The sequence below is a fragment of the Chryseobacterium ginsengisoli genome (assembly GCF_039542325.1).
GTDB lineage: Bacteria > Bacteroidota > Bacteroidia > Flavobacteriales > Weeksellaceae > Chryseobacterium > Chryseobacterium ginsengisoli.
In genome coordinates this window covers 565,472-587,744 of the sequence record NZ_BAABHX010000001.1, presented here as the reverse complement: position 1 = coordinate 587,744, position 22,273 = coordinate 565,472, and the positions used below count along the sequence as shown (strand labels likewise).

The following is a 22,273-nucleotide window of genomic DNA, read 5'->3' as shown; positions in this document are numbered from 1 at the left end:
GGTTATTATTTTTAAGGATGCAAATATAATTCAGTTTTTATTTTTAGCCAAAATAACTTTACTCATCATCGTAAAAGAGATTTAAATAACACTTATTGTATTTGATAAGTTACTCAATTCTCTGTTTTTTAAACATCTGCGGATTATAATTAATCACAAATACCCCCAAAATAATCAAAATTGCAGCAATAATAAACTTAACGGAAATTTGTTCATCCAAAATCAGCCAGCTCAAAAATATAGAAATAATAGTATTGATGTAAGCTAAAATAGAAACCTGAACCGGAGAAACTTTTGTTAAAGCATAATGGTAAGCAAAAAAAGCTGCTACAGAACCGAAAACTGAAAGATAGAGCATTGCAGAAATACTTTTGATACTCCAGTTTTCAAAATTATAATTTTCAGAAAACAGAAAGGCGAAAATTATCTGTACAATTCCTGCAAAAGCAAATTGATAGAACAGATTTAATGAAATATTTTTACTTTGAATGTTCAATTTTTTAGTAAAAATCGTTCCGGAAGCCCAACCGCCGATTGCACAAAACAGAAGCAAAATTCCAAATCGATAGTCTGGATTTGCAAGATCTTTTATTCCATCCCAAAAAATAAAAAGAATTCCTCCAAAACACATTAAAATTCCAATTAAAGCCCTGATTGTGAATTTTTGTAATCCAAGCGCGACGCTTCCCAAGAACACAATAATAGGGGAGGTTGCACTTATCAACGAAGTCAGGCTGCTTGTCATGGTTTCTTCTGCAACAGTTGTCAGTCCGTTTGCAATAATCAACATTAATGATGAAAAGATAAGTTGATAACCCAGATTTTTCCAGCCGATCCATTGAAACTGTCCACGATAGAGAAGGATTGAAAGCATAATCAAAGAAGCCAAAAACTGACGGATTCCTGCTACAAACCACGCCGGAATTGTTTCCACCGCAACACGGATGGATAAAAATGTCGTTCCCCAAACAATGGCAACAGTGCAGATAGCAAGCGTAAGTTTATAATCTTTCAAAATAGTGGCGTGTAATTAGCAAAAATATTTAATTTAAAATATATTCAACGGGTACAGTTTGCAGGGTTTTTATGGTAACAGAACAACTTTTACGCCTTTTTGTGATTAATCGATTTCAACGACGGTTTTTCCTTTGGAAATTCTATTTTCAATATCATTATAGGCATCATTTGCCTGATCTAATGAATAAGATTTTTCATCAACATTGATTTTTAATTTCCCCTCTTCGAAAAGTTTTGTGGCTTCGTTTAAAATTTCGCGATAATGTTTTCTGTTTTCACCCGATAACAAAGGATACAAAGTAAAAACTCCGGAATAGGTTGCATTTCGGAAGGAAAGCGGAGCAATACTATAAGTTCCCCAACCCAAAATACTTGCGACGTGACCCGAATATTGTTTTACAGCTTTAAAAGAATCATCCAAAAGTCCAACAGTGTCAAGAATGGCATCAAAGCCTGATCCGTTGGTAAATTCCTGAACATATTTTTCTACAGATAATTCATCTGAGTTAATAATTTCAACAGGATAATTTTTTATTACTTCAATATTTTCAGATTTTACTGTAGTGAAAACTTTTGAACCTTTTGCCAACGCAATTTGCAATGCGACATGACCAACACCGCCATTTCCAGCATGAATCAAAACATTTTCGTCTTTTTTGATATTCATTTTGCTAACTAAACCCTCCCAAGCTGTAATAAAAATCAATGGAGTGGCTGCAGCTTCTTTGAATGAAATATTTTTAGGTTTTAAAGCTAAAAGATCTGCGTGTGCAGCAATATATTCTGCCAAAGTTCCCTGATTATTGCCGACTCCTCCTACCATTCCATAAACTTCATCTCCAATTTTGAAATTTGTCACATTTTTACCAACTTCCTCAACAATTCCAGCCATATCAATTCCCAAAATTGCGGGAGTAGTAACTTGAGCATGTGAAGCTTGCCCGTTTTTGATTTTAATGTCTAAAGGATTTAACCCGCTTGCTTTTATTTTTACTAAAACTTCATTGTCTTTTGGTTGAGGTTTTTCGATTTCTTTTAAAATTAATGGTTTTCCAAATTCTTCTAATACGATTGCTTTCATTTTGATATTGAATTAATTATGATACAAATTTCGGATGTTTTAAACTTGAATTGTTGTATTTTTACATCATAAAAGTGTAAATAATTGTCATGAAAAAAGATTTTTTACAACAGCCTTTCGAATTGGATTTAAAACAACCCATGGCTATTTGCCCAAGAGGAGAACACAGTGTGAGTTTTTTTGAATTAGTTTATATTGTTTCGGGAACGGGTTTTCAGGATATTAATGGAAATCAGTTTAATTATAAACGGGGAAATTTATTTTTGCTTAAACCTGAAGATTCTCACCGTTTCACTTTTGAAACTGAAACACAATTATTTTTCATAAGATTCAACCGCGTATTTTTTCAAAATAATAAAATTGAAAATACTTTTTTAAAACGGATGGAACAGGCTTTTTCAAGTATAAATGGTTTTGAAAGTTGTGTAATTAATGGAAATGAAGACGGAAAAACTATTGACTATTTAGTCCAAAGTTTATTTATTGAAATGAATAATGGAAAACTGTACTCCAGTGAAGTTATTCAATTGTTGGTACAGTCGATTCTGACGATTGTTGCGCGAAATTTAATTCAAAGAGAATCTTTTATTGATGAAAAAACGGAAAACAGAGCTGCTGATATTATTCAATATATTCACGGGAATATTTATGAACCAGAAAAATTGACAAGTGAAAATCTTAGTGCTATTTTTGGGGTTTCAAAAACATATATCGGTCGATATTTTAAAAATCAGACAGGGAAAAATTTAAATGAATATATTACTGATTATAAAATTAAATTAATCGAAAACCGGTTAAAACACAGCGAAATGCGAATCAATGAAATTGCTGATGAATTTGGTTTTACAGACAAAAGCCACTTGAATCGTTTCTTTAAAAAACTAAATGACGTTTCACCGTCGGCATTTCGAAATGAAAAATCCAAACAAATTTCTTTATCTTTGAACATCTAATAAATTGAAGAATGGTAGGAATTATTATGGGAAGTCAGAGCGACTTACCGATCATGGAATTGGCAGCGAATTTTTTAAAATCTTTAGACATTCCGTATGAATTGACGGTAGTTTCTGCACACAGAACTCCGGAAAGAATGTTCGATTATGCAAAAACAGCGAAACAAAGAGGTTTAAAAGTGATCATTGCGGGAGCAGGAGGAGCAGCGCATCTTCCGGGAATGGTAGCGAGTTGTACAACTTTGCCTGTGATCGGGGTTCCTATTTTGTCGAGTAATTCTATCGACGGTTGGGATTCTGTTTTGTCGATTCTTCAGATGCCGGGCGGAATTCCGGTAGCGACTGTTGCTTTGAACGGAGCTTTGAATGCAGGGATTTTAGCTGCAAAGATCATTGGAAGTTCAGACGAATTGGTAGCTGAAAATCTTCAAAAATATCAGAATTCTTTGAAAGATAAAGTTTTGGGAACGGTTGATGATATTAAAGCTCAGCATCCGAACTACTTTGATAAATAAGCGAATTTTGAATGGTCAATTTTGTTTATAAATTTTAATCGACCAATCACAATTCACTAAAAAAGCCTCACATTTTGTGAGGCTTTTTCTATTTTTTAATAAATTTAAAGTTCTGTGTTTTATCTTTTGTGATGATCTGCAAAATGTAATTTCCGTTTGTAAGAGAATGTACATCTATTTTTTCTTTACTTAAAGTATTTTGAAGAATAATTCTTCCGCTTAGATCGAGAATTTTGTAATTGTTTGATCCTTTTAAATTTTTAATATAAATAAAATCAGAAGTTGGATTTGGATAAATTGACATCTCATTTTTTATGGAAGCTTCTGAAGTTGAAAGAAAAGAATTACATTCTCCGTTATAGCTATCTCCGGAAATTGTCCATCCTTTTGATGTAATAAGAAAATTTCTTGCATTTACAGCTTCGGGATGAGAATAAACCAAAGGCGAAGTACTGGACAGATTGACATTACTTGAAGTTGCAGAGCTCAGACTCCATCCGTAAAGAGTATTATCATAGTTTTCGCAGCTCATTCCCGAATTCAAAAACATATCTTCAGCATTGGTAAGAGCATTTAAATTCCATTGTCCTAAATTTTGGTTAAAAGAAGTTTCATGAAACATTTCGGTCATGTCTGTCACTTTTGAAGTATTCCAGCTTCTGATATCCTGGTTAAATAAAGCAGAAGCATGAAACATATGCTCCATTCTGGTCGCGTTGGAAGTGTCCCAATTATTAAGTGGATAATTAAATGAAGTATAATCAAATAGATAAGCCATATTCGTCACATTTGAGACATTCCAATTTCCTACAGGCGCATTAAAGTTTATGGCTTCTCCAAACATGTTATACATATCTGTAATATTTGATGTATCCCAATTATTAAAACTTGCATTTCCGATGAGTGATCCACAAAGGAAGAACATTTCTCTGGTTGTGGTAACAGAGCTTAGATCAGGTACATCTGTTGCAGAAACGTTCATTTCTGCACAAAGGACAAAAGCATTATCAAAACTCTGCCAATGAATATTTCCCCATTGTGCAATATCTATAATTTTGTACATATCTGTGCATGAATATGCAGGAGATAAAGTATTGTCAAAAAATCTTACCTGATTAAAATTTCCGCTTCCGTTGCTGACTTTTATACGGTAAGTTGCATTGGCAGGTGTTGGGTTCGCAGAAATTCCGAAGTTGACAATAAATTCTTTATCAGATGTTATATTGTTTATTGTTCCGTTATGAATAGGATATCCAACTTCTTCCCAATATACATTAAAATTAGTACCTCTTCCCGGAAATTTAATCTGTTGTGCTGTTCCAGGCTTCCAGATAGTGATAAACTCATTTTGAGCATTAATGATTTGAATTAAAGAAATAAATAGAAAAATGGTTATTAGTTTTTTAAACATATCAATATTTTGTGAATTAATTATTGTAAAAATAATAATTTATTTAAAATATTAATTATAATATAGATACAAATGAAAAACTTTAACAAAAAATCATATCCCTGAAAATAGTTATAAATAAAAAACTCTCCGAATTTGGAGAGTTTTTTATTTATTCCTGAAGCATATTGTCTCGGGTATTTTTCTGAACGGCGATCGCTCCGAAAAGAGCCAGTAAGAAGGCAAATCCGTAGAAACCTTTTTCGCTAGGCAGAATCGTGGCATTCCAAAGTCCAATAGCCAATAAAACGATAGAAGACAGAGTTGCAAACCAACAGATTCCGTAATAAATATCTGTAACTTTAATATTCTCTAATCTGTCACGAACGGCTTTCTGTAAAGAAACAACGGCAAATAGACCGTATAATAAAATAGTGAAATAATAACCTTTTTCGTTAAGCTGCATTTCAGCTCTTGCAAGACCAACGATAAAACCGATCATTCCGGCTCCTAAGGCAACCCAAGATGCCGCTATAAATGCGGTTGACACATTTTGCTTTTTCATGTTTAATGTTTTTGTTAAAGACTTCAAATATATCAATTTTATTTAATTATCTCCAACAACTGGAATATGGTATTTTTATTGTGCATTATTATGAAGGCAATTGTTTAAGTTTTTTTCAGGCTTTCGGGGATTCGGCGTGGCAAAGCCACGCCGAATCCCCGAAAGCCTGAAAATCATAGAAGAACAATAAAAAGTTTTAGATAAAAATAAATCCAGATTTCAAAGTAATCAAATAGCTCTTAAAACAAAAAAACTCCCCAAAATAGGAGAGTTTTTATATGCTGAGATCCTTCGACAAGCTCAGGATGACAATTTTTAGTATCTGTAATACTCAGGTTTGTATGGTCCTTTTACATCAACACCGATGTATTCAGCTTGTTCAGTAGAAAGAACTTCCAACTCAACGCTTAATTTCTTAAGGTGAAGAGCAGCCACCTTTTCATCTAAATGCTTAGGTAACATATAAACTTCGTTTCCGTAAGCTGCAGAGTTGTTCCAAAGTTCGATTTGAGCCAAAGTCTGGTTAGAGAAAGAGTTAGACATTACAAAAGAAGGGTGACCAGTTGCGCAACCTAAGTTTACCAATCTACCTTCAGCAAGGATGATAACTTCTTTACCTTCTTCCAAAGTATAGATGTCAACTTGTGGCTTCACTTCAGATTTTGTGTGACCATAGTTTTCGTTCAACCAAGCCATATCGATTTCGTTATCGAAGTGACCGATGTTACAAACGATAGCTTTATCTTTTAATTTTAAGAAATGTTCTTTTCTTACAATGTTGAAGTTACCTGTAGTTGTGATTACGATATCTGCGTTATCAACCACAGTATCTAATCTTTTTACTTCAAAACCGTCCATTGCAGCCTGAAGCGCACAAATTGGATCGATTTCAGTAACAGTAACGATAGAACCAGCTCCTCTGAAAGATGCAGCAGTACCTTTACCTACGTCTCCATATCCGCAAACTACAACTCTTTTTCCAGCCAACATAATATCTGTAGCTCTTCTTACAGCATCTACTGCAGATTCTTTACATCCGTATTTGTTGTCGAATTTAGACTTGGTAACTGAATCGTTTACGTTGATTGCAGGCATTACCAAAGTTCCGTTCTTCATTCTTTCGTACAATCTGTGAACTCCTGTAGTAGTTTCTTCAGAAAGCCCTTTGATATCTTTTGTGAATTCTGGGTATCTGTCGAAAACCATGTTCGTCAAATCTCCACCATCATCCAAGATCATGTTTAATGGCTTTCTGTCTTCACCGAAGAATAAAGTCTGCTCGATACACCAGTCGAATTCCTCTTCATTAAGACCTTTCCAAGCGTAAACCGGGATTCCTGCAGCAGCAATTGCAGCAGCAGCGTGATCTTGCGTAGAGAAAATATTACAAGAAGACCAAGTAACTTCAGCTCCTAAAGCTACCAGAGTCTCGATAAGAACAGCTGTCTGGATTGTCATGTGAAGACATCCTGCGATTCTTGCACCTTTAAGCGGTTGAGACGGTCCGTATTCTTCACGGATAGACATCAAACCTGGCATTTCTGCTTCTGCAAGGGTAATTTCTTTTCTTCCCCATTCTGCAAGGGAGATGTCCTTAACTTTATAAGGAACGTATTGTGTTGTAGTACTCATATGTTAATGAATAAGTTTAAATTCTAAATTATAATAAGATGCAAAATTACGATTTATAATTTAGATACAAAAACAGAACTTTGAGATCGGTTGCATGAAATTATACATAAAAGAAAATTATTTTTCTTTAGTCTAAATAAGCTATTTTTGCAGAAATAAATCTTTATTATGAATCATACAAGTACTCAGGAAGAAGCACAAAGACAAGCAAAACCATTGACTCCGAAAGTAAAGGAATTAATTGAAAGAAGTAAAAGTATTATTTTGGCAACGGTAGATGCAGAAGGGACGCCTAATTCAAGCTATGCACCTTTTGTACAGGTAGAAAATACTTTTTATATCCTTGTTTCTTTCATGGCGAAACATACTAAAAATCTTGCTGACGGAAGAAAAACTTCAGTGATGTTCATTGAAGATGAATCTGCGACAAAACAAATTTACGCTCGTGAGAGATTAACAATCGAAGCTTCAACTTCTCAGGTTGAAAGAGATTCTGAAACCTGGAATGCTGTCGTTTCTCAATTAAAAGAAACTCACGGAAAAGTAGTTGATGTAATTGCTGAAATGAAAGATTTTATCTTAATCGGTCTTCATCCAGTGAAAGGTTCTTATGTAAACGGATTCGGAAGTGCGTATTTTGTAGATCAGAATCTTGAAATTATGGAACATAGAAACGATGTAAATCATCAGTCTAAATAAATTGAAATTCTAGATTTAAATAATGATAGGTTTTTTCAGAAATGAATTAACCTATTTTTTATGGTTGAATTTTTGCATGGTCTTATCAAAGTTTTAAATAGTTATCTTTTTATTACTTTTGCAAAATAAAATAATCCAATGCCTCTTTACCGCGATTTTTCAGATGACAATGCCACGATTCTTGTATGGAAATACGATGAAACGGAAGATTTGGATATCAATATACTTTTAGAACCTGAAAACGCAGATAAAGTAAAAGATTATCATCCGAAAAAATTATTAGAGGTTTTGATGGTTCGAAAACTTCTGAAAGGTTTAAAACCGCATTCAAAAATATTATATAAAGAAAGAGAACCATTTTTGTCTCCGAAAGATGCAGAAATTTCAATTACACATTCTTTTCCTTTTGCTGCGATTGCAATTTCTAAAAATAAAATAGGAATTGATATTGAAAAATTTAATCCTAAAATTTTAAGGGTAATCGATAAATTCACATTCGAAAATGAAAGAGGTTTTATTCCTTTCGATAATGAATCAACCTATTATACGATCATCTGGAGCGTGAAAGAAAGTATGTATAAAATTCACCATTCCAAACACTGGTCGCTGAAAAAACATTACGAAGTAAGACCTTTTGAGTTAAAACATCTTCATCATATTAAATGCAGAGTTTATGACGAACAGATTTCCGACGAATTTAAAGCGAGAGTAGAATTCTTCGACGATTACTGCTTTACGATTGTTGAGGAATAGCGGTTTCAATTGTTTCTATTCCTTCAGTTTCGTTTTTATATTTTTCGATCACTTTTCGCTGTTCTTTGGCAACATCAAAAATCAGTTCCAAAACGTCGTGGATATTTTTAAGCTCCGTTAAATGCGAAATTTTATCAGGATCTCTAAGGTCGTAAGTTTCATTTTCAAGCAGTTCGGTTCTTCTTTTTAAAATAAGATCATCAAGAGAAGAATCTTCCGGCTCGATACGGCTTTCCATTTTTAATGTTTCCGTGATTTTATCTCCGTTCAGAATATTTGTGATCTTCTGCATTTCTGCTTCAATTTTTCTGCTCCAGCCTTCTGCATCAATTTCAGGATATTTTTCGTCATCTTTTACATATTGAGAAAGGGAAGCGGTGTAAGCAGTTATCAGATGTGAAGTTGCCACAAACTGATGTACGACTTCCAGTTTTTTCTGTTGATTTTTAGGATCAGAGATCATTCTCTGAAAGTTATCCGAAAGATTGGCTAATGAAATGATAGCATTTTTACGTTTTACTTTATAATCTTCAACGTCAAAATCTTCTTCCAGAAACTTAGAAATCACACTTTGAAAATACAATAAATTAGATTCCGCAGATTTTTTCATTAAATCTAAATTCTGCGTATGTTCCCAAACCGGAAGCACAATATAAGCAACCAAAGAAGTAATTACTCCAGCAATGATTGTATCTACAATTCTGTCCCTGAAAATAATGTTAACATTTCCAGGACTCAAAAAATTAAAACTCAGGAAAACATAAATGGTCATAAATAAAACCGCCCAAAAATATCTTCCTTTCAGAAAGCTGAAACACATGATCATGCTTAATAAAAGTATGGCAAACAAAATTTCATTAATATGAAGATAATGAAGAATTCCATAGGCAATCGAAGCACCGGCAATCGTTCCGTATAATCTCAGTAGATTTCTTTTTTTGGTGATGGAGTAGGCGGGTTTTAAGATGGCAACAATGGTAATTAAGATCCAATATGTATGTCCGATTCCCAAAAGCTGAAATAATGAAAACAAATATCCCAACAATAAAGCTATCGTTATTCTTAATGCATGACGAAAATGTGACGACGAAAATGAAATATTATTTTTTAAAACTTTAAAATTAAGTTTCTCTTCATTCGGCATGAATTTTTTTAAATCCAAACCTGTGGAAAGACTTTTTGCCAATTTTACATCTTGTGAAAAAACTTTATAAATTTCGTTGATCTCTTTCGTGATTTCATTGATACGCATTAAAATCTGACGCAAAACCATGAAATTTTCAAAATTATCAGGAGAAATTTTTTTGTTTCTGAGATCGAAATAATTGTGATTTAAACTTCTTAATTCAACATCGAGATTAAACATAGGTTTTGCTCTCGTTCCGATTTGAAGTGAGATTCCGATGTTAGTTATTTCTTCTGCAAGTAAATTCAGATAATCATGGATGTTAACCAGAATGGTTGTGTCGTCAAAAATTTTCTGAAGTTTTTCATAATCACTTTCTGAAGTCATCAATTTTTCATGAAGATCCATTGAATTCAACAACATCAGCATTAATAAACGGCTTGTTGTCGTGGATTCATTGACGATAACCCTTGTTTTGAAAACGGTTTCCCTTGTTTCTTCCTGAAGGTTTTTTATTTCGATCTGTTTGGCGATAACCTGTGTTGTCAGTTTATCAAAATCAGGATTTTTTTGATAATAATTCGCTTTAATTTTTAAAAATTCAGCTAACTGAAGATAATTCTCTCCAATCATCTGACTTGCCAGTTTATAAGGCTGAATGGTCGTGACAATTAAAAATATCAATAAAAACCATGCGCAGCCTGAAGCAAAAATCAATAAACTTTTTAAAATATTGACACCCGTCAAATGTCCGTCGATAAAGATGGCAAGAACAACTAATGATAACGAACCGACTGCCGCTAATCTCTGTCCGTAAACTCCGATTAGGGAGAAAAACATTCCGAAAACGATGATTTCTGCAAAGACCAAAACTTTAAAATGCATGACCAAACTGGCAATCAAAGCAACAAATACGAAGCAGATAATGGCAAAAGTCAGTGCATTTCTTCTTCTGATAAATGGTCCCGGCTGATCGGTCAGTGCAACGAAACTTGTTCCCAACGGAAAAAGAAAATATTCCTTTAAAATTCCGAAGTGGGCGAGAACCAAACAAGGTAAGACAGTAGCTAATGTAATTCTGATGGCAGAATACACATATTGGCTGGTTACGAATTTTTTGAGCTCCGCAGAATAGTTCATATTGCAAAAATAAGAGTTAAATGTGAATTGTGGGTTTTAGTTTGTAAGTGATTTGTTAATTTTTTTTGAGAGATATAAAATATGAACCGTCAATTTACTTTGTAAATCAATTGTAAATATCTCCGGCGAAAATATGCGTTTTGGAATTCCCCTCCTTTGGAGGGGTGGCGAAAATTCTTCAGAATTTTTGACGGGGTGGTTTTTATATTCAAGATTTTGTAATATGATTTTAGAAGTAATAGGTTGACGAATCTTGTTATTATTTCGAAATGTTGAAATAACATACAAAGTTCTAGCCCCGATAGTAGCGACATCCTTTTTGGTTGCGGGCGAAGTGAAGCGGAGCCCGTAACCAAAAAGATACAGCGGATAGCGGGAAATAGCTTCTGAAAAAATTAATTATAAATGACTGAAAAACTCTCAAAATAAAAAAAGCCTCATAAAATATGAGACTTTTTAAAAACTATATGTTTTTTATTTTTTAATTATCTACGTTAGATGTTTCATCACCAATGTTCCAGGTAAGTCCGAAACGAAGTGTGTTGTCCAATGCAGTATTAATTTTTGACATATTGATAAGGTAAGAAATATCAAGTCCGAAAGAACGGTACTTTAATCCGATACCTGCGGTCGCAAACTGTCTTGCTCCCTGCTCTTCACTTTCGTGGAAATAACCTGTTCTTACAGAGAATGCATTGTCATAAGAATATTCCAACGCTCCACTCATCATGATAGAGTTTTTGTTTTTGAAAGATTTTCCGATACCTGCAATTGGTCCCACGTTTGGAACTTCATAGATCGGTTGTCTTGTATTCGGATCCATTCCCACGTATTCTGAACCGGGAACTAAGATTTTAGAACCTTCAAAGCTGATTCCAACTCTGTTCATATCGTCAAGATACATATCGTAACCAAGTCCTAATCTCGCCATTGTCGGAAGATAAGATCTTGATTCTTCGTTTCCTGTATAGTCTAGTTTCGGACCAAGATTTTGTACTGCAAAACCTGCGTTCAATTTTCCATCCATTCCTCCAAAACTTGAGAATCTAGGAGATGTATAGTACCCTGAAACGTCTACTGCAAAAGAGTTTGCAGGCTTTAAAGTCGTATCCGTGTTGAAACCTCCGGCTAAATCTGAGCGAATGAATCTACCTGTAACGGCCATTGAGTAAGAATCTGAAAGCTTTAACCCGTAAGCAACGTCTATTGAGAATTCGTTTGGCTTTGATGTACCCATTGAAGTAACATCATTTCCTACTAATTGAGTCAAATCTACCTGACCCATGTTGAAGTAATAGATACTCGCAGAGATAGTAGATCTTTCTTCCTGCCCTAAGAATTTATGGAAGGCTCCGTATAATAAAAACACATCATTGGTAAGTTTTCCCATGTAAGGTGTATAGTTTAGCCCTACGGAAGAACTTGTTCTGCTAAAAGGATATTTCGCAGCATTCCAGAATTGTGAAAAAGCATCCGGAGAGGTTACCACCCCTTGATCTCCCATACCTCCAGCTCTGGCATCTGGTGCGATTCTTAAGAAAGGAGCTCCGGTTAATACAGGTCTTACTAGACTTAAATCTTGAGAATAGCCTAAAAAACCAGCACTTAACCCAATTCCTAAAAGCAGTTTAGTAGTTAAATTCATATGTTGTCTTTTATATATTATCAGTTTTTTATTAATATTATTACTGTTATCGTTTTAAAATTATTTCAAAAGTACCATTTTTTCTACAGCTGTAGCACTTCCTTTGCATTTTTCTTGATTTTGACTTTTTGCAAATATCTTAAAAATATACGTACCTTTTGCTACTGTAGCCCCAAAATCGTCTCTTCCGTCCCATTCTATTGCCTGACGTGGCGTTCTAAAGCCCTGTAGGAACGGTTCTGCAACGACAGGAGTAGATAAAGTTCTTACCAATTTTCCTGTAATTGTATAAATTTGAACGTTTACATCCAGAATATCATCACAATTATGCTCAAACTGAACGTAAGTTTTGTTGGTAAAAGGATTCGGCCAGTTCAATGGTCTGTTGATAATCAGATGCTGATCGGCTTCATCCTTAACTTCAAAGTTTAACGTTGCAGTTGTAGAATTATTGTTTATATCCCAAACTTTAAATGTCAATTGATGTTGTCCTACAGCAAGATTTCTGAAAGGGTAGGTTACATTTCCTTTTTGATAATCTGCCAAACTTGGACTTAAGCATCCGTTTCCTTCTCCTGAAGCATAAAAATCATTCAGTACAACTGTATTGATAATTTGCCCGTCCAAATATACTGTAATATCGTGACCAATACCAGAACCTGTTGAATTAATTCCTGTATCGTCTGTAATACATGCCAATAACATCGGATTTTGATCTGTAATACCTCCATTTGCGAAGTTGGTATTGTTCATGTATAATTTCACTTTTGGCGGTTCGTTATCGTTGATTCCATTTGGATTAATATCTCCAACCTGTACCGGCTGATTGTTGAATACATCACTTGCTTTATTATCGGCATATCCTAAAATTCTTCCCGTACCTACAGCATAATTGATATCTTTAGGAACATAGAATTCTACTGTGAAAACTCCGTTTACAGCCGTTCCCGAAGCTTTTACGATAGCACTTCCTTCTTCTGTATATTGAAGGATCGGCGTTAATCCGCCATCATTATTTAATGTTGATTTATTTAATCTTTTATCAAAAATATTAATAACAACTCTTCCGTTGAAAGTAGTATTTACAGTTCCGTTCGGATTGTTGATGTGACCTTTTACCTTAACGAAATCCAAACCTCTGATTAATCCCGGAACCGGAGATTCTATATTGTCTATCACCAATAATCTCTTAGGTCTGCTCAATTTCATTGCAGGATCTCCTAAGAAGTTTACCTTTAAATGTTCGGAAGAAGAACCACTTTGTTTCTTCGCATTTAAGTGAGCGTATCCTAAAGTATCAAAATCGTCACTTGTAAGTTTAAAGATATTTTGAGTGAATAGGTTTGTAAAATTAATACCATAAATTACATCAATCGCACGGCTTGAAGTAATCATTGTTGCAGGTCCACCTTGTTTAAGTTTAATAAACTGTTCTCCTGCGGAAGAGATATCCGGATCGTCCCAAAGTGTAAATTCACAAGTAATAGTAGATACAAAAGGGAATCTGCTGTATACATTGGTGAAATTATTTGCATTCTGAACTTCTGATAAAGTTAAAACTCTTTCCTGAGCCCATCCGTTAATACCTCCATGTCCGAAGTAAAAAAGGTATAAACTGTTTCCGATATCATTAGAAATAGCCTGATTTACCTGAGGATATCTTTGTCCTCCCGCCGTACTTTGAGCCTGAAAAGCATCTAAGTATAACTTTCTTACATTATATTCTTTTAAAGTCTGATTATTTTGTTCAAAAACACTTACCAAGGAATTATTCATAATGGTATGGAAAGGAACATTTATCCCATCATTATCATCATCTACTACGAAATCAAGCTTCATTTTCCACTCCCCAAAAGGCGTTGACTGTCCCGATAAACTATTATAATACGCCAATGTTTTATCGATCATATTAGAAGCTTCGGTTGCATTAGCTGCAGGAAGTCTGCCTATCGGAAGATCTGGTAAATTGTTGATGATAGATTCGTTCGTCTGTGGTTTTGTCATTACAACATAATCATCTGTAATGAAAGATTTTACAACATCTGAAGATTCTTCACTTGTATAACTTGATACGACATTGGAATTATTAGATATTCTGTTTTTGTAATCGTAAGAAGCATCTCCTAAAATAAATACATATTTTAAAGTACCTAAAGGAGTGTTCAGTTTAGTTACAAAATCTCTGATTGCTGTAAGATCTCTACTTCCGCTTCCAAATTCATTATAAATTTTGTCGGTATCTATAATTTGTACGTTGTAGTTATTTTTTGTCTGATGATAATTGGCTAATCTTTGAGCCTGTCCCATCAATTCTGGAGTTGTAATGATCAGATAATCTACATTTTGCAATGCTGAAAGATTCTGATTATTGATTCTTCCTACAAATTGAGGACTGAATGCAGCATCAGCTCTAAAAGCAACAAATTCATTATTAAAATTCTGATCTGAAGCCGTATAAGCAAAGTTGAAAGTTGTATTTCCTGTAGCTTTATTTACTCTTCTGTTTACGTTTGTAATATCTGTAACATCCCAGATTTGTTCTGCTGCAGAAGCATTAGATAAACTGAAACCATATGTTGTATTACTTCCACTAACTAAAGAATAATCTCTGAAACTCATCTGAGTTCCATTAAAGTTTAGATTGTCTTTATACTGGACTTCAAAATAATCAGGATAGAAAGTTCCGTTAGGATTTACTGTAATATCGGGTTTAAGATTAAATGTGATCTGGCTTCCGCTTAATCCCGTAATCGTTCCTGTATATCTTGTAATATAAAATTCATTTGTACCGCTGGTTCCTGGACCTAACACAGGTACTGTAGAAGGATTCTGATTATTAATATTATAGGTAATATTGTTTAATTGAGATTTATACGCGATTACTTGAGCCCTGTACCTAATAATATCTCCACCCTGAATCGGAGAAGCGGTATTGAAAGTAACTGCCTTATCTGTAGTAAAAGGAGCATCTTCTACCCACGTTCTACCTAATTTCATTAGGTTTTTTTGATCGTTATTTATAACCTGATAATTATCAAATCGTGTAATTAGCGCACTTGAAGGCAGGTTGATGTCTACAGGCTGAATTCTTTTTCCTGCACCTTTATCGAAATTTATATAATAATAAGAATAATCTTCATAGATATTTTTTACACCCTCACTTCTGTCACTTCTTGTATCTATCCTTTTAAAACCATTTCCGTTTGATGTATTGTAAAGATTGTATCCATTCGGACCTTGAGCATAAAATAATGCATAATCATTATCATTCCAGACTCCGTCATCTTCACCCACAACCTGAATGGCGTTTTCCTGAAGAGCACTATATTTTACATCCTGGTTGTATTCCGGAAGCAAAATTCCTCCATTTCCATAAATTCTGAAATTCTTAGGATTTACAGAAGAAGGGTTGATTCCGTTATCCTGTAAAAATTGTTTTGTAATTTTAAAGATACCCGATTTGTCAACTTTTATTTTAAAGAAATTTCCTGTATTTAGCGGATTGTTTGTGGTTCCAACTTTCAAAGCACTGCCTATATTATTGGATAAATTGGTCTCTGAAATTTCAAATGAAGACAATCTTTGTATCTTACCTTTTACATTTTTAAATAAGGAAACACTGATGTTTGCATATTTTTCTCCGTCAAGATAATAATAGTTAACATCTTTTATTTCATAGTCAGGAAGCAGATCTTTACTTATTTCGAAGAGATCTTTATTGGAAATACTTTCCCAAACAGGATTCGAAACTTTCAGCTGCTTTTCTCCAACCTGTTGTTTAGTTGTTATAAAAATGTTATTTTGGCTGAATGAAAATCCTTGATTTTTAAAATTAGGGAGATTAAATTTTGTTTCACCAAAGTCTCGAATTTTAGAGCCATCCCATTCGATGGTGATTCTTTGAGCCCAGAGTGTTGATACAAAGCTTAATAGAAATAAAAGTGAGATTTTTTGTTTCATGTTTATTATTGAAATTTCTGAATTACAAAATAAATGAAAATTTTATAATTAAATTGTGATACAATAAAATTAATTTGTTAACGTTTTTCAAAAAAATCAACTCTTTACTTGATTTATTGAATAATTTACTTTTTCTTTGTACTTTGAAAATATTTATATCGACTATGAAAAAACTACAGTTGTTTTCATTAATAGCATTAAGTTCTACACTTGCATTAACCAGTTGCGGAGGATCTAATAATGGCGGCGGTACTAAAAAATTTGTCAGCAAAACAGGTTGGAAACCAAACGAGAAACAAGGTTGGTTTTTTGCAGGAAAGCAACAAAAGCAGAAAGGTTGGCCGGGAATGGTATATGTAGAAGGTGGAACTTTTACAATGGGATTAGTGAAAGATGATGTTATGCACGATTGGAATAACTCGCCGCGCAGAATGCAGGTAAGTTCGTTCTTTATCGGGGAAACTGAAATTACTAACTACGAATACCGCGAATACCTTACATGGTTGAAGTATGTATTCCCTCCAAGTGATCCTAGTTTTAAGGATATCTACAACGGTGCGTTGCCGGATACCTTATTATGGGACAACAAACTATCTAGAAATGATTACAACGAGACGTATTTCCGTTCTCCTGAATTCGATTACTATCCGGTAGTAGGTGTATCTTGGACTCAGGCAAACAGATATTGCGAGTGGTTGTCAGACAGAGCAAACGAAAAAGCTTTAATGCAAGCTGGTATTATTGCCAAAGATTTGTATATAAACGAATCTAATAACCAAGGTGGAACTGCATTTAACATGGATAAATTCAAATCGAATGATCCGGAAATGCAAGGATATATTAACGAGAAAAGAATGCAGCAAAAAACTGGTTTGAAAACTACAAACCAAAGATTACTAGCTGCAAACAGAGCTCCGAACGCTGCAATGGTTTCGAAATTCAGACTTCCTACCGAAGTTGAATGGGAATACGCAGCTTTAGGTATGGCTAAAAATAGAGAGTACAACCAATACAAAGGTAAAAAACCTGAGATTGAAAAACTAAGAGGTACTAAAGGTAGAGAAAGAGGTATGTTCCTTGAAAACTTCAAGATGGGAACTGGTGACTACTCTGGTATCGCAGGTTGGAAAAACGACGGTTCAGCACAAACTTCTGACGTAAGACAATACCCTTCTAACGATTTAGGTATCTACGGTATGTACGGAAACGTATCAGAATGGACGGCTGATGTTTACAGACCAATTATTGATGAAGACTTCAGTGATTTCAACTACTATAGAGGAAATATGCCTCAAGCTGTTGTAAGAAACGGAGACGGAACTTACAAGATGGTTGATGAAAGCAATATCAAGTATGATACTTTGGCAGACGGAAGATTAGTTTACAGAAATCTACCAGGTCATTTTGAAAAAGAAACTATTGCTGATTACAGAAACTACAGAGATGGTGACAGAATGTCTTCTCTAGATTATAGAACTGCATCAGATTCTGTTTCTTCATACGACATGTACAATTCTCCTAAATCAAAGTTTATTGTAGATGCTAGTGGTAAAGTAGTTTTACAGAAAGATAAAAAAGAAAGAACTTCTGGAATTTCTAACGACGTTAGAGTAGTAAAAGGAGGTTCTTGGCAAGATACAGCTTATTGGCTAGATCCGGGACAAAGAAGATATAAGACTGAAAACAGAGCTTATGGATGGATCGGATTCCGTGTAGCTCAGGACGCTAGAGTAAGCGACAAAAGTAGAACAAGAAGATAATATTTATCAAAATAATTTTCAAAAACCTTCCAAAATTTTGGAAGGTTTTTTTATTTTTGAACTATGAATATAGAACAGTTTTATCCTTTGTTTTTACAATCTGAAAAGGTAACCATCGACAGCCGAAAAATCGGGAAGAATGATATTTTCTTTGCATTTTCAGGCGAAAATTTTAATGCGGCAACTTTTGCTGAACAGGCAATTGAAAATGGTGCTTTAGCAGTAATTGTCGAGCAGAAAGATTTTGAAAATAATGCTAAAAACATTTTCTATGTTCATTCGACCTTAGAATTTTTACAGGAACTTGCTATTCATCATAGAAAACAGCTTCAAATCCCTATTATCGGACTTACCGGGAGTAATGGAAAAACAACAACGAAAGAAATTATTCATGCTGTTCTTTCAGAAAAATTCAATGTTCAGTATACCTTTGGAAATTTGAATAATCATATCGGAGTTCCTCTGACAATTCTTTCTATCAAACCTGAACATGAAATGGCAGTTATTGAAATGGGAGCCAATCATCAAAAAGAAATCGAACTTCTTTGCTCTATTTCTCAGCCTAATTTTGGATATATTACCAATTTCGGAAAGGCACATTTAGAAGGTTTTGGAGGTTTTGAAGGAGTAATCAAAGGTAAATCTGAGTTATATGATTATCTTAAAGCTCATCAGGAAACAATTATTGTTAATGAAAATGATCCAATTCAGGTTGAAAAAACAGAAAACTATTCACCCAAAATTACTTTTGGAAAAGATAGTTCAGATTATCAGTTTGAATTATTCTCGGAAGAACATTTTGTAGGCTTAATTTATAATGATACAAAAGCCGTTTCTAAACTTACAGGAGAATATAATTTCACGAATCTTTGTGCCGCAGCAAGTTTAGGGCTTCATTTTGGAATTAATTTTGAAAAAATTAAAGATGCTATCGAAAATTATACACCTACAAACATGCGCTCTCAGGTAGTTAAAAAAGGGGGTAGGACTTTAGTTTTGGATACTTATAACGCTAATCCAAGTTCTATGAATGCTTCTCTGCACAATTTTATCACTTTTGATGGCTCGAAAACAATCATTATCGGTGATATGCTGGAATTGGGAGAGGAGAGTGAAAAAGAACATCAAAGCATCCTGAAATTGGCTCAGGAATTAGGATTTGATGAAATTATCACAGTAGGTAAAAATTTTAAAGATGTAAATTCTTCGGATAAAGCTTTTACAAGTACAGCCGAGTTAACAGAATACCTGAAACAGAATAAAATCCAGTCGGAAAATATCTTATTAAAAGGTTCCAGAGGTATTGCGCTGGAAAAATCAATTGATTTTATTTAATCTTTGAGCTCCAGAATTCTTTTACGATCAATTTAATATTTTTGAATGTGCTTGGGAAAACTTCGTCTTCGATTTTAGCGGTGTTTTTCCAGGCAACTTCAGTGATTCCTTCTTCAATTTGTGGTTTTGAAGTGTCTTCTCCATCAAAATTCATTTCAAACCAATGGGTACATTTCAGTACTTTATCTCCATTTCTTTCTACATAAATATGATAAGTCGTGTTGATAAACTGTACCAATTCAACATTCGCAAGTCCCGTTTCCTCTTCAATTTCCCTTATTGCAGATTCTTCGCGAGATTCACCTTTTTCCATTTTACCCTTCGGAAGATCCCATTTTCCAAGTCTTTTTATAAAAAGAATATCACCTTCAGGATTATTTACAATTCCTCCCGCAGCTTCGATAATTCTGAATAATTTTTGAAATTCTGACCAAATTTCATCAATATTTTCTCCAAAAACGTTCAATTCTGTTACAGATGTATTTTCAAGAAGATCCAAAGCGATCTCCAAAGATGTGACACCTTCATATCCAAGCGATTTTTCTAAGTTTTCAGATTGCTTAGACAGTAATAATTTTTTTTCGTTCACAAAAACTTTATACATTTGTAATAATTAAGAATTTAAATACAAAAATAAAAAATGAATTTAGAAGGACGAAAGATTATTGTCAATAAATCATCTAAAGAATTGGTAGAAGTACTAAAATCTCCAGAAAATTACAAAGATTTTATGCCGGATGGTCTTCAGAAGTTTGAAACGAGAGAAGATGGATTTAAATTCGGATTGCAGGGAATGCCGGAAATCGCTTTAAAAATAGATGAAGTGAACGATCAAAAGGCAGTTTTAAAGTCTGCAAGCTCAAGTTTAGACTTTTCATTAACGGCAACTTTGAACCCTCTTAATGAAAATCAGACGGAAGTTCAGATGTTATTTGAAGGAAAATTTAACCCTTTCATCAAAATGATGGTAGAAAAGCCTCTTCAAAATTTCATTAATACTTTGACAGATAAGATCGAAGCTTATAAATAAACAGAAACCTTCAGCAATGAAGGTTTTTTTTATACAATAATTCCAGAACTGTGGTCATTCGAACTTCCAGTTGCGGAAGCGAGAACATTAATTTCGTTATTAAGTCTCAAAACACCCATGAATGCAAAGATCAGGGCTTCTTTATATTCAATGATTTCTTTGTTTGGAACAATGATTTCGGTATTTGTTTTTGCTTTTATTTTTTCAATTAAATATTGATTAAAAGTTCCGCCACCTGTAAAAAGTACATGCTTTAATTGATTTTCATTAAAAACTTTCGAAATTTGCTGAGCTGCATGTTTTGTAAAAGTTGCTAAAGCATCAAGTGTTCCAATATTTTCAAATAAAGGATAAATATTTTCATTACACCATTCGATACCCAAGGATTTTGGATGGGATTGTTGATAAAATGGTAATGAATTTAATTGTAGTAATAATTCTTCAATGATCTTTCCTGTTTTGGCTAAATCTCCGTTTTCGTCGAAATTTTTATTAAATTTCTGAACCAATTTATTCAAAACAATATTTACAGGAGCAATATCAAAAGCAATTCTTTGACCATTGATTTTTAAAGAAATATTAGAAAATCCACCTAAATTAAGACAGGCATCATATTGGGAAAATAATAATTGATCCCCAATCGGAACAAGTGGAGCACCATTTCCGCCCATCAAAACATCCTGACTTCGGAAATCATAAATTACAGGCAAATTAGTTTCTAATTTGATTGCTCTTCCGTCACCGATCTGTAGAGTGAATTTCTTTTGAGGCTGATGAAAAACTGTATGACCATGAGAAGCGATCAAATCTATACCTTCAAGCTGGTGTTTTTCTATGAATTTTTTTACTGATTTACCTAAATAAAAACCATATTCAGAATTTAATTCTAACAGTTTTTCGGCTGAAAGATGAATAGAATTTCTGAGTTTTTCTTCCCAATCTTTTGAATAAGGAATTGTTTCGGATTTTATAATTTCAAAATTCCACGAATCTTGCTTTTTAAATTTTGCAAAACAAATATCCAAACCGTCTAAACTGGTTCCGGACATCAATCCGATCGCATGGAATATCATGGAATTATTTTTTAGATTCAGATATTTGAGGTGTCGCAAAATCTCCCGAATTCTGATAGAAAACATATTCGGAAAAATCATCTTTTGCACGCATTCCGTGAGCTCCAATTAATGTGCTTCCGTCTTTTCTCGTTACATACACTGTGTCTCGTGTATAAATACTTTTCTTTATCTGATCCCAATATACACTTTGCATAGCAAATCTATCTCCTTCATTTGTAGTAATTCTTACATTACCTTTTGCTTCATAAAATTTTTTATAATCGTAAAATTTAGCATATTTTGCCTTTATCGTTCCCGGAATCTTTGGTTTTTTCTTATCAAAAAACTGAATATCAATTCCTTTTCTTGCAACTGTATAGGGACTGTCGATCAACTCATACTTTTCGATGATCGGAGCTTTTGCCCTCATTGTTACAAATCCGGAATCTCTCTGAATGATATTGGCATTATTGATGATTTGTGAAGGGAAATTCTTGTTTTCTTTACCTTTATTCTTTGTAAGATCTTCTTCACAGGAGGTAATTATAAAAAATATAGCACAACTAAAAAGGTATGCTATATTTTTTTTGTAAGATATGTTTCTAAAAAACGTCATT

Annotated in this window: 18 protein-coding genes; 7 read left to right on the top strand and 11 right to left on the bottom strand. The window is 33.8% G+C overall.

Annotated elements, in window-relative coordinates; translation table 11 throughout:
• Positions 1-109: 109 nt before the first annotated feature.
• Together ABD940_RS02685 and ABD940_RS02680 are read right to left on the bottom strand one after the other, a co-directional pair.
• Positions 110-1,015, bottom strand: coding sequence for a DMT family transporter (locus ABD940_RS02685; protein ID WP_345200146.1), 906 nt, complete (start codon positions 1,013-1,015; stop codon positions 110-112).
• Between the two features lie 105 nt (positions 1,016-1,120).
• The gene (locus tag ABD940_RS02680) at positions 1,121-2,098 is read right to left on the bottom strand and encodes a zinc-dependent alcohol dehydrogenase family protein (protein WP_345200145.1); all 978 of its coding nucleotides are present in this window, start codon (positions 2,096-2,098) and stop codon (positions 1,121-1,123) included.
• An 89-nt stretch (positions 2,099-2,187) separates the two neighbouring features.
• Between ABD940_RS02680 and ABD940_RS02675 the strand changes: the two genes are divergently transcribed.
• Together ABD940_RS02675 and purE are read left to right on the top strand one after the other, a co-directional pair.
• Positions 2,188-3,051, top strand: a complete 864-nt coding sequence (locus tag ABD940_RS02675; RefSeq protein ID WP_345200144.1) for an AraC family transcriptional regulator — start codon at positions 2,188-2,190, stop codon at positions 3,049-3,051.
• Positions 3,052-3,062: 11 nt separating this feature from the next.
• The gene (purE, locus tag ABD940_RS02670; protein ID WP_345200142.1) at positions 3,063-3,566 is read left to right on the top strand and encodes a 5-(carboxyamino)imidazole ribonucleotide mutase; all 504 of its coding nucleotides are present in this window, start codon (positions 3,063-3,065) and stop codon (positions 3,564-3,566) included.
• A gap of 88 nt (positions 3,567-3,654) precedes the next feature.
• Here purE and ABD940_RS02665 read toward each other — a convergent pair whose 3' ends face one another.
• The 3 genes from ABD940_RS02665 to ahcY all read right to left on the bottom strand — a co-directional run bounded on the left by ABD940_RS02665 (position 3,655) and on the right by ahcY (position 7,153).
• Positions 3,655-4,977 carry a BspA family leucine-rich repeat surface protein gene (locus ABD940_RS02665; protein WP_345200141.1) on the bottom strand — a complete coding sequence of 441 codons (1,323 nt, stop codon included), beginning with the start codon at positions 4,975-4,977 and terminating at the stop codon, positions 3,655-3,657.
• A gap of 151 nt (positions 4,978-5,128) precedes the next feature.
• Positions 5,129-5,521, bottom strand: coding sequence for an inner membrane protein YiaA (gene yiaA, locus ABD940_RS02660; protein ID WP_047397905.1), 393 nt, complete (start codon positions 5,519-5,521; stop codon positions 5,129-5,131).
• 315 nt (positions 5,522-5,836) lie between these two features.
• Positions 5,837-7,153, bottom strand: coding sequence for an adenosylhomocysteinase (gene ahcY, locus ABD940_RS02655; protein WP_345200139.1), 1,317 nt, complete (start codon positions 7,151-7,153; stop codon positions 5,837-5,839).
• A 168-nt stretch (positions 7,154-7,321) separates the two neighbouring features.
• Here ahcY and ABD940_RS02650 point away from each other — a divergent pair, with 168 nt between their 5' ends.
• Together ABD940_RS02650 and ABD940_RS02645 are read left to right on the top strand one after the other, a co-directional pair.
• Positions 7,322-7,852, top strand: a complete 531-nt coding sequence (locus ABD940_RS02650) for a HugZ family pyridoxamine 5'-phosphate oxidase (RefSeq protein ID WP_345200138.1) — start codon at positions 7,322-7,324, stop codon at positions 7,850-7,852.
• 138 nt (positions 7,853-7,990) lie between these two features.
• On the top strand, positions 7,991-8,605 hold the full coding sequence (locus ABD940_RS02645; RefSeq protein ID WP_345200137.1) for a 4'-phosphopantetheinyl transferase superfamily protein: 615 nt from the start codon (positions 7,991-7,993) through the stop codon (positions 8,603-8,605).
• Here ABD940_RS02645 and ABD940_RS02640 read toward each other — a convergent pair.
• From ABD940_RS02640 to porU, 3 genes are all read right to left on the bottom strand, one after another.
• Entirely contained in the window at positions 8,586-10,871 is a 2,286-nt protein-coding gene (locus ABD940_RS02640) for an FUSC family protein (RefSeq protein ID WP_345200135.1), read from the bottom strand. The two genes, ABD940_RS02645 and ABD940_RS02640, sit on opposite strands and share 20 nt — an antisense overlap.
• A 481-nt stretch (positions 10,872-11,352) precedes the next feature.
• Entirely contained in the window at positions 11,353-12,516 is a 1,164-nt protein-coding gene (gene porV / locus ABD940_RS02635; protein ID WP_345200134.1) for a type IX secretion system outer membrane channel protein PorV, read from the bottom strand.
• Positions 12,517-12,576: 60 nt separating this feature from the next.
• Positions 12,577-16,476 carry a type IX secretion system sortase PorU gene (gene porU / locus ABD940_RS02630; RefSeq protein ID WP_345200133.1) on the bottom strand — a complete coding sequence of 1,300 codons (3,900 nt, stop codon included), beginning with the start codon at positions 16,474-16,476 and terminating at the stop codon, positions 12,577-12,579.
• A gap of 164 nt (positions 16,477-16,640) precedes the next feature.
• Between porU and gldJ the strand changes: the two genes are divergently transcribed.
• On the top strand, positions 16,641-18,236 hold the full coding sequence (gene gldJ / locus ABD940_RS02625; RefSeq protein WP_345200132.1) for a gliding motility lipoprotein GldJ: 1,596 nt from the start codon (positions 16,641-16,643) through the stop codon (positions 18,234-18,236).
• 63 nt (positions 18,237-18,299) lie between these two features.
• Positions 18,300-19,571 carry a UDP-N-acetylmuramoyl-tripeptide--D-alanyl-D-alanine ligase gene (locus tag ABD940_RS02620; protein WP_345200131.1) on the top strand — a complete coding sequence of 424 codons (1,272 nt, stop codon included), beginning with the start codon at positions 18,300-18,302 and terminating at the stop codon, positions 19,569-19,571.
• On the opposite strand, the gene ABD940_RS02615 is transcribed toward ABD940_RS02620, so the two are convergent.
• Complete coding sequence (locus tag ABD940_RS02615; protein WP_345200130.1) at positions 19,564-20,175, bottom strand: NUDIX hydrolase; 612 nt, start codon at positions 20,173-20,175, stop codon at positions 19,564-19,566. The genes ABD940_RS02620 and ABD940_RS02615 overlap by 8 nt on opposite strands.
• 36 nt (positions 20,176-20,211) lie before the next feature.
• On the opposite strand from ABD940_RS02615, the gene ABD940_RS02610 reads away from it, so the two are divergent.
• A complete protein-coding gene (locus ABD940_RS02610) occupies positions 20,212-20,601 on the top strand; it encodes a hypothetical protein (protein WP_055980700.1) in 390 nt (129 codons plus the stop codon).
• A 29-nt stretch (positions 20,602-20,630) separates the two neighbouring features.
• Here ABD940_RS02610 and ABD940_RS02605 read toward each other — a convergent pair whose 3' ends face one another.
• Both ABD940_RS02605 and lptC read right to left on the bottom strand, forming a co-directional pair.
• Complete coding sequence (locus tag ABD940_RS02605) at positions 20,631-21,674, bottom strand: anhydro-N-acetylmuramic acid kinase (RefSeq protein WP_345200128.1); 1,044 nt, start codon at positions 21,672-21,674, stop codon at positions 20,631-20,633.
• Positions 21,675-21,678: 4 nt separating this feature from the next.
• The gene (gene lptC, locus ABD940_RS02600; RefSeq protein ID WP_345200127.1) at positions 21,679-22,272 is read right to left on the bottom strand and encodes an LPS export ABC transporter periplasmic protein LptC; all 594 of its coding nucleotides are present in this window, start codon (positions 22,270-22,272) and stop codon (positions 21,679-21,681) included.
• Position 22,273 lies beyond the last annotated feature (1 nt).

Excerpts from the sequence above, each read along its gene's own strand:
- gldJ (WP_345200132.1), top strand. The coding sequence starts at position 16,641 with ATGAAAAAACTACAGTTGTTTTCATTAATAGCATTAAGTTCTACACTT.
- ABD940_RS02650 (WP_345200138.1), top strand. The coding sequence starts at position 7,322 with ATGAATCATACAAGTACTCAGGAAGAAGCACAAAGACAAGCAAAACCA.
- yiaA (WP_047397905.1), bottom strand. The coding sequence starts at position 5,521 with ATGAAAAAGCAAAATGTGTCAACCGCATTTATAGCGGCATCTTGGGTT.
- ABD940_RS02645 (WP_345200137.1), top strand. The coding sequence starts at position 7,991 with ATGCCTCTTTACCGCGATTTTTCAGATGACAATGCCACGATTCTTGTA.
- ABD940_RS02620 (WP_345200131.1), top strand. The coding sequence starts at position 18,300 with ATGAATATAGAACAGTTTTATCCTTTGTTTTTACAATCTGAAAAGGTA.
- porU (WP_345200133.1), bottom strand. The coding sequence starts at position 16,476 with ATGAAACAAAAAATCTCACTTTTATTTCTATTAAGCTTTGTATCAACA.
- purE (WP_345200142.1), top strand. The coding sequence starts at position 3,063 with ATGGTAGGAATTATTATGGGAAGTCAGAGCGACTTACCGATCATGGAA.
- ahcY (WP_345200139.1), bottom strand. The coding sequence starts at position 7,153 with ATGAGTACTACAACACAATACGTTCCTTATAAAGTTAAGGACATCTCC.
- ABD940_RS02680 (WP_345200145.1), bottom strand. The coding sequence starts at position 2,098 with ATGAAAGCAATCGTATTAGAAGAATTTGGAAAACCATTAATTTTAAAA.
- porV (WP_345200134.1), bottom strand. The coding sequence starts at position 12,516 with ATGAATTTAACTACTAAACTGCTTTTAGGAATTGGGTTAAGTGCTGGT.
- lptC (WP_345200127.1), bottom strand. The coding sequence starts at position 22,272 with ATGACGTTTTTTAGAAACATATCTTACAAAAAAAATATAGCATACCTT.
- ABD940_RS02605 (WP_345200128.1), bottom strand. The coding sequence starts at position 21,674 with ATGATATTCCATGCGATCGGATTGATGTCCGGAACCAGTTTAGACGGT.
- ABD940_RS02675 (WP_345200144.1), top strand. The coding sequence starts at position 2,188 with ATGAAAAAAGATTTTTTACAACAGCCTTTCGAATTGGATTTAAAACAA.
- ABD940_RS02665 (WP_345200141.1), bottom strand. The coding sequence starts at position 4,977 with ATGTTTAAAAAACTAATAACCATTTTTCTATTTATTTCTTTAATTCAA.
- ABD940_RS02610 (WP_055980700.1), top strand. The coding sequence starts at position 20,212 with ATGAATTTAGAAGGACGAAAGATTATTGTCAATAAATCATCTAAAGAA.
- ABD940_RS02640 (WP_345200135.1), bottom strand. The coding sequence starts at position 10,871 with ATGAACTATTCTGCGGAGCTCAAAAAATTCGTAACCAGCCAATATGTG.
- ABD940_RS02615 (WP_345200130.1), bottom strand. The coding sequence starts at position 20,175 with ATGTATAAAGTTTTTGTGAACGAAAAAAAATTATTACTGTCTAAGCAA.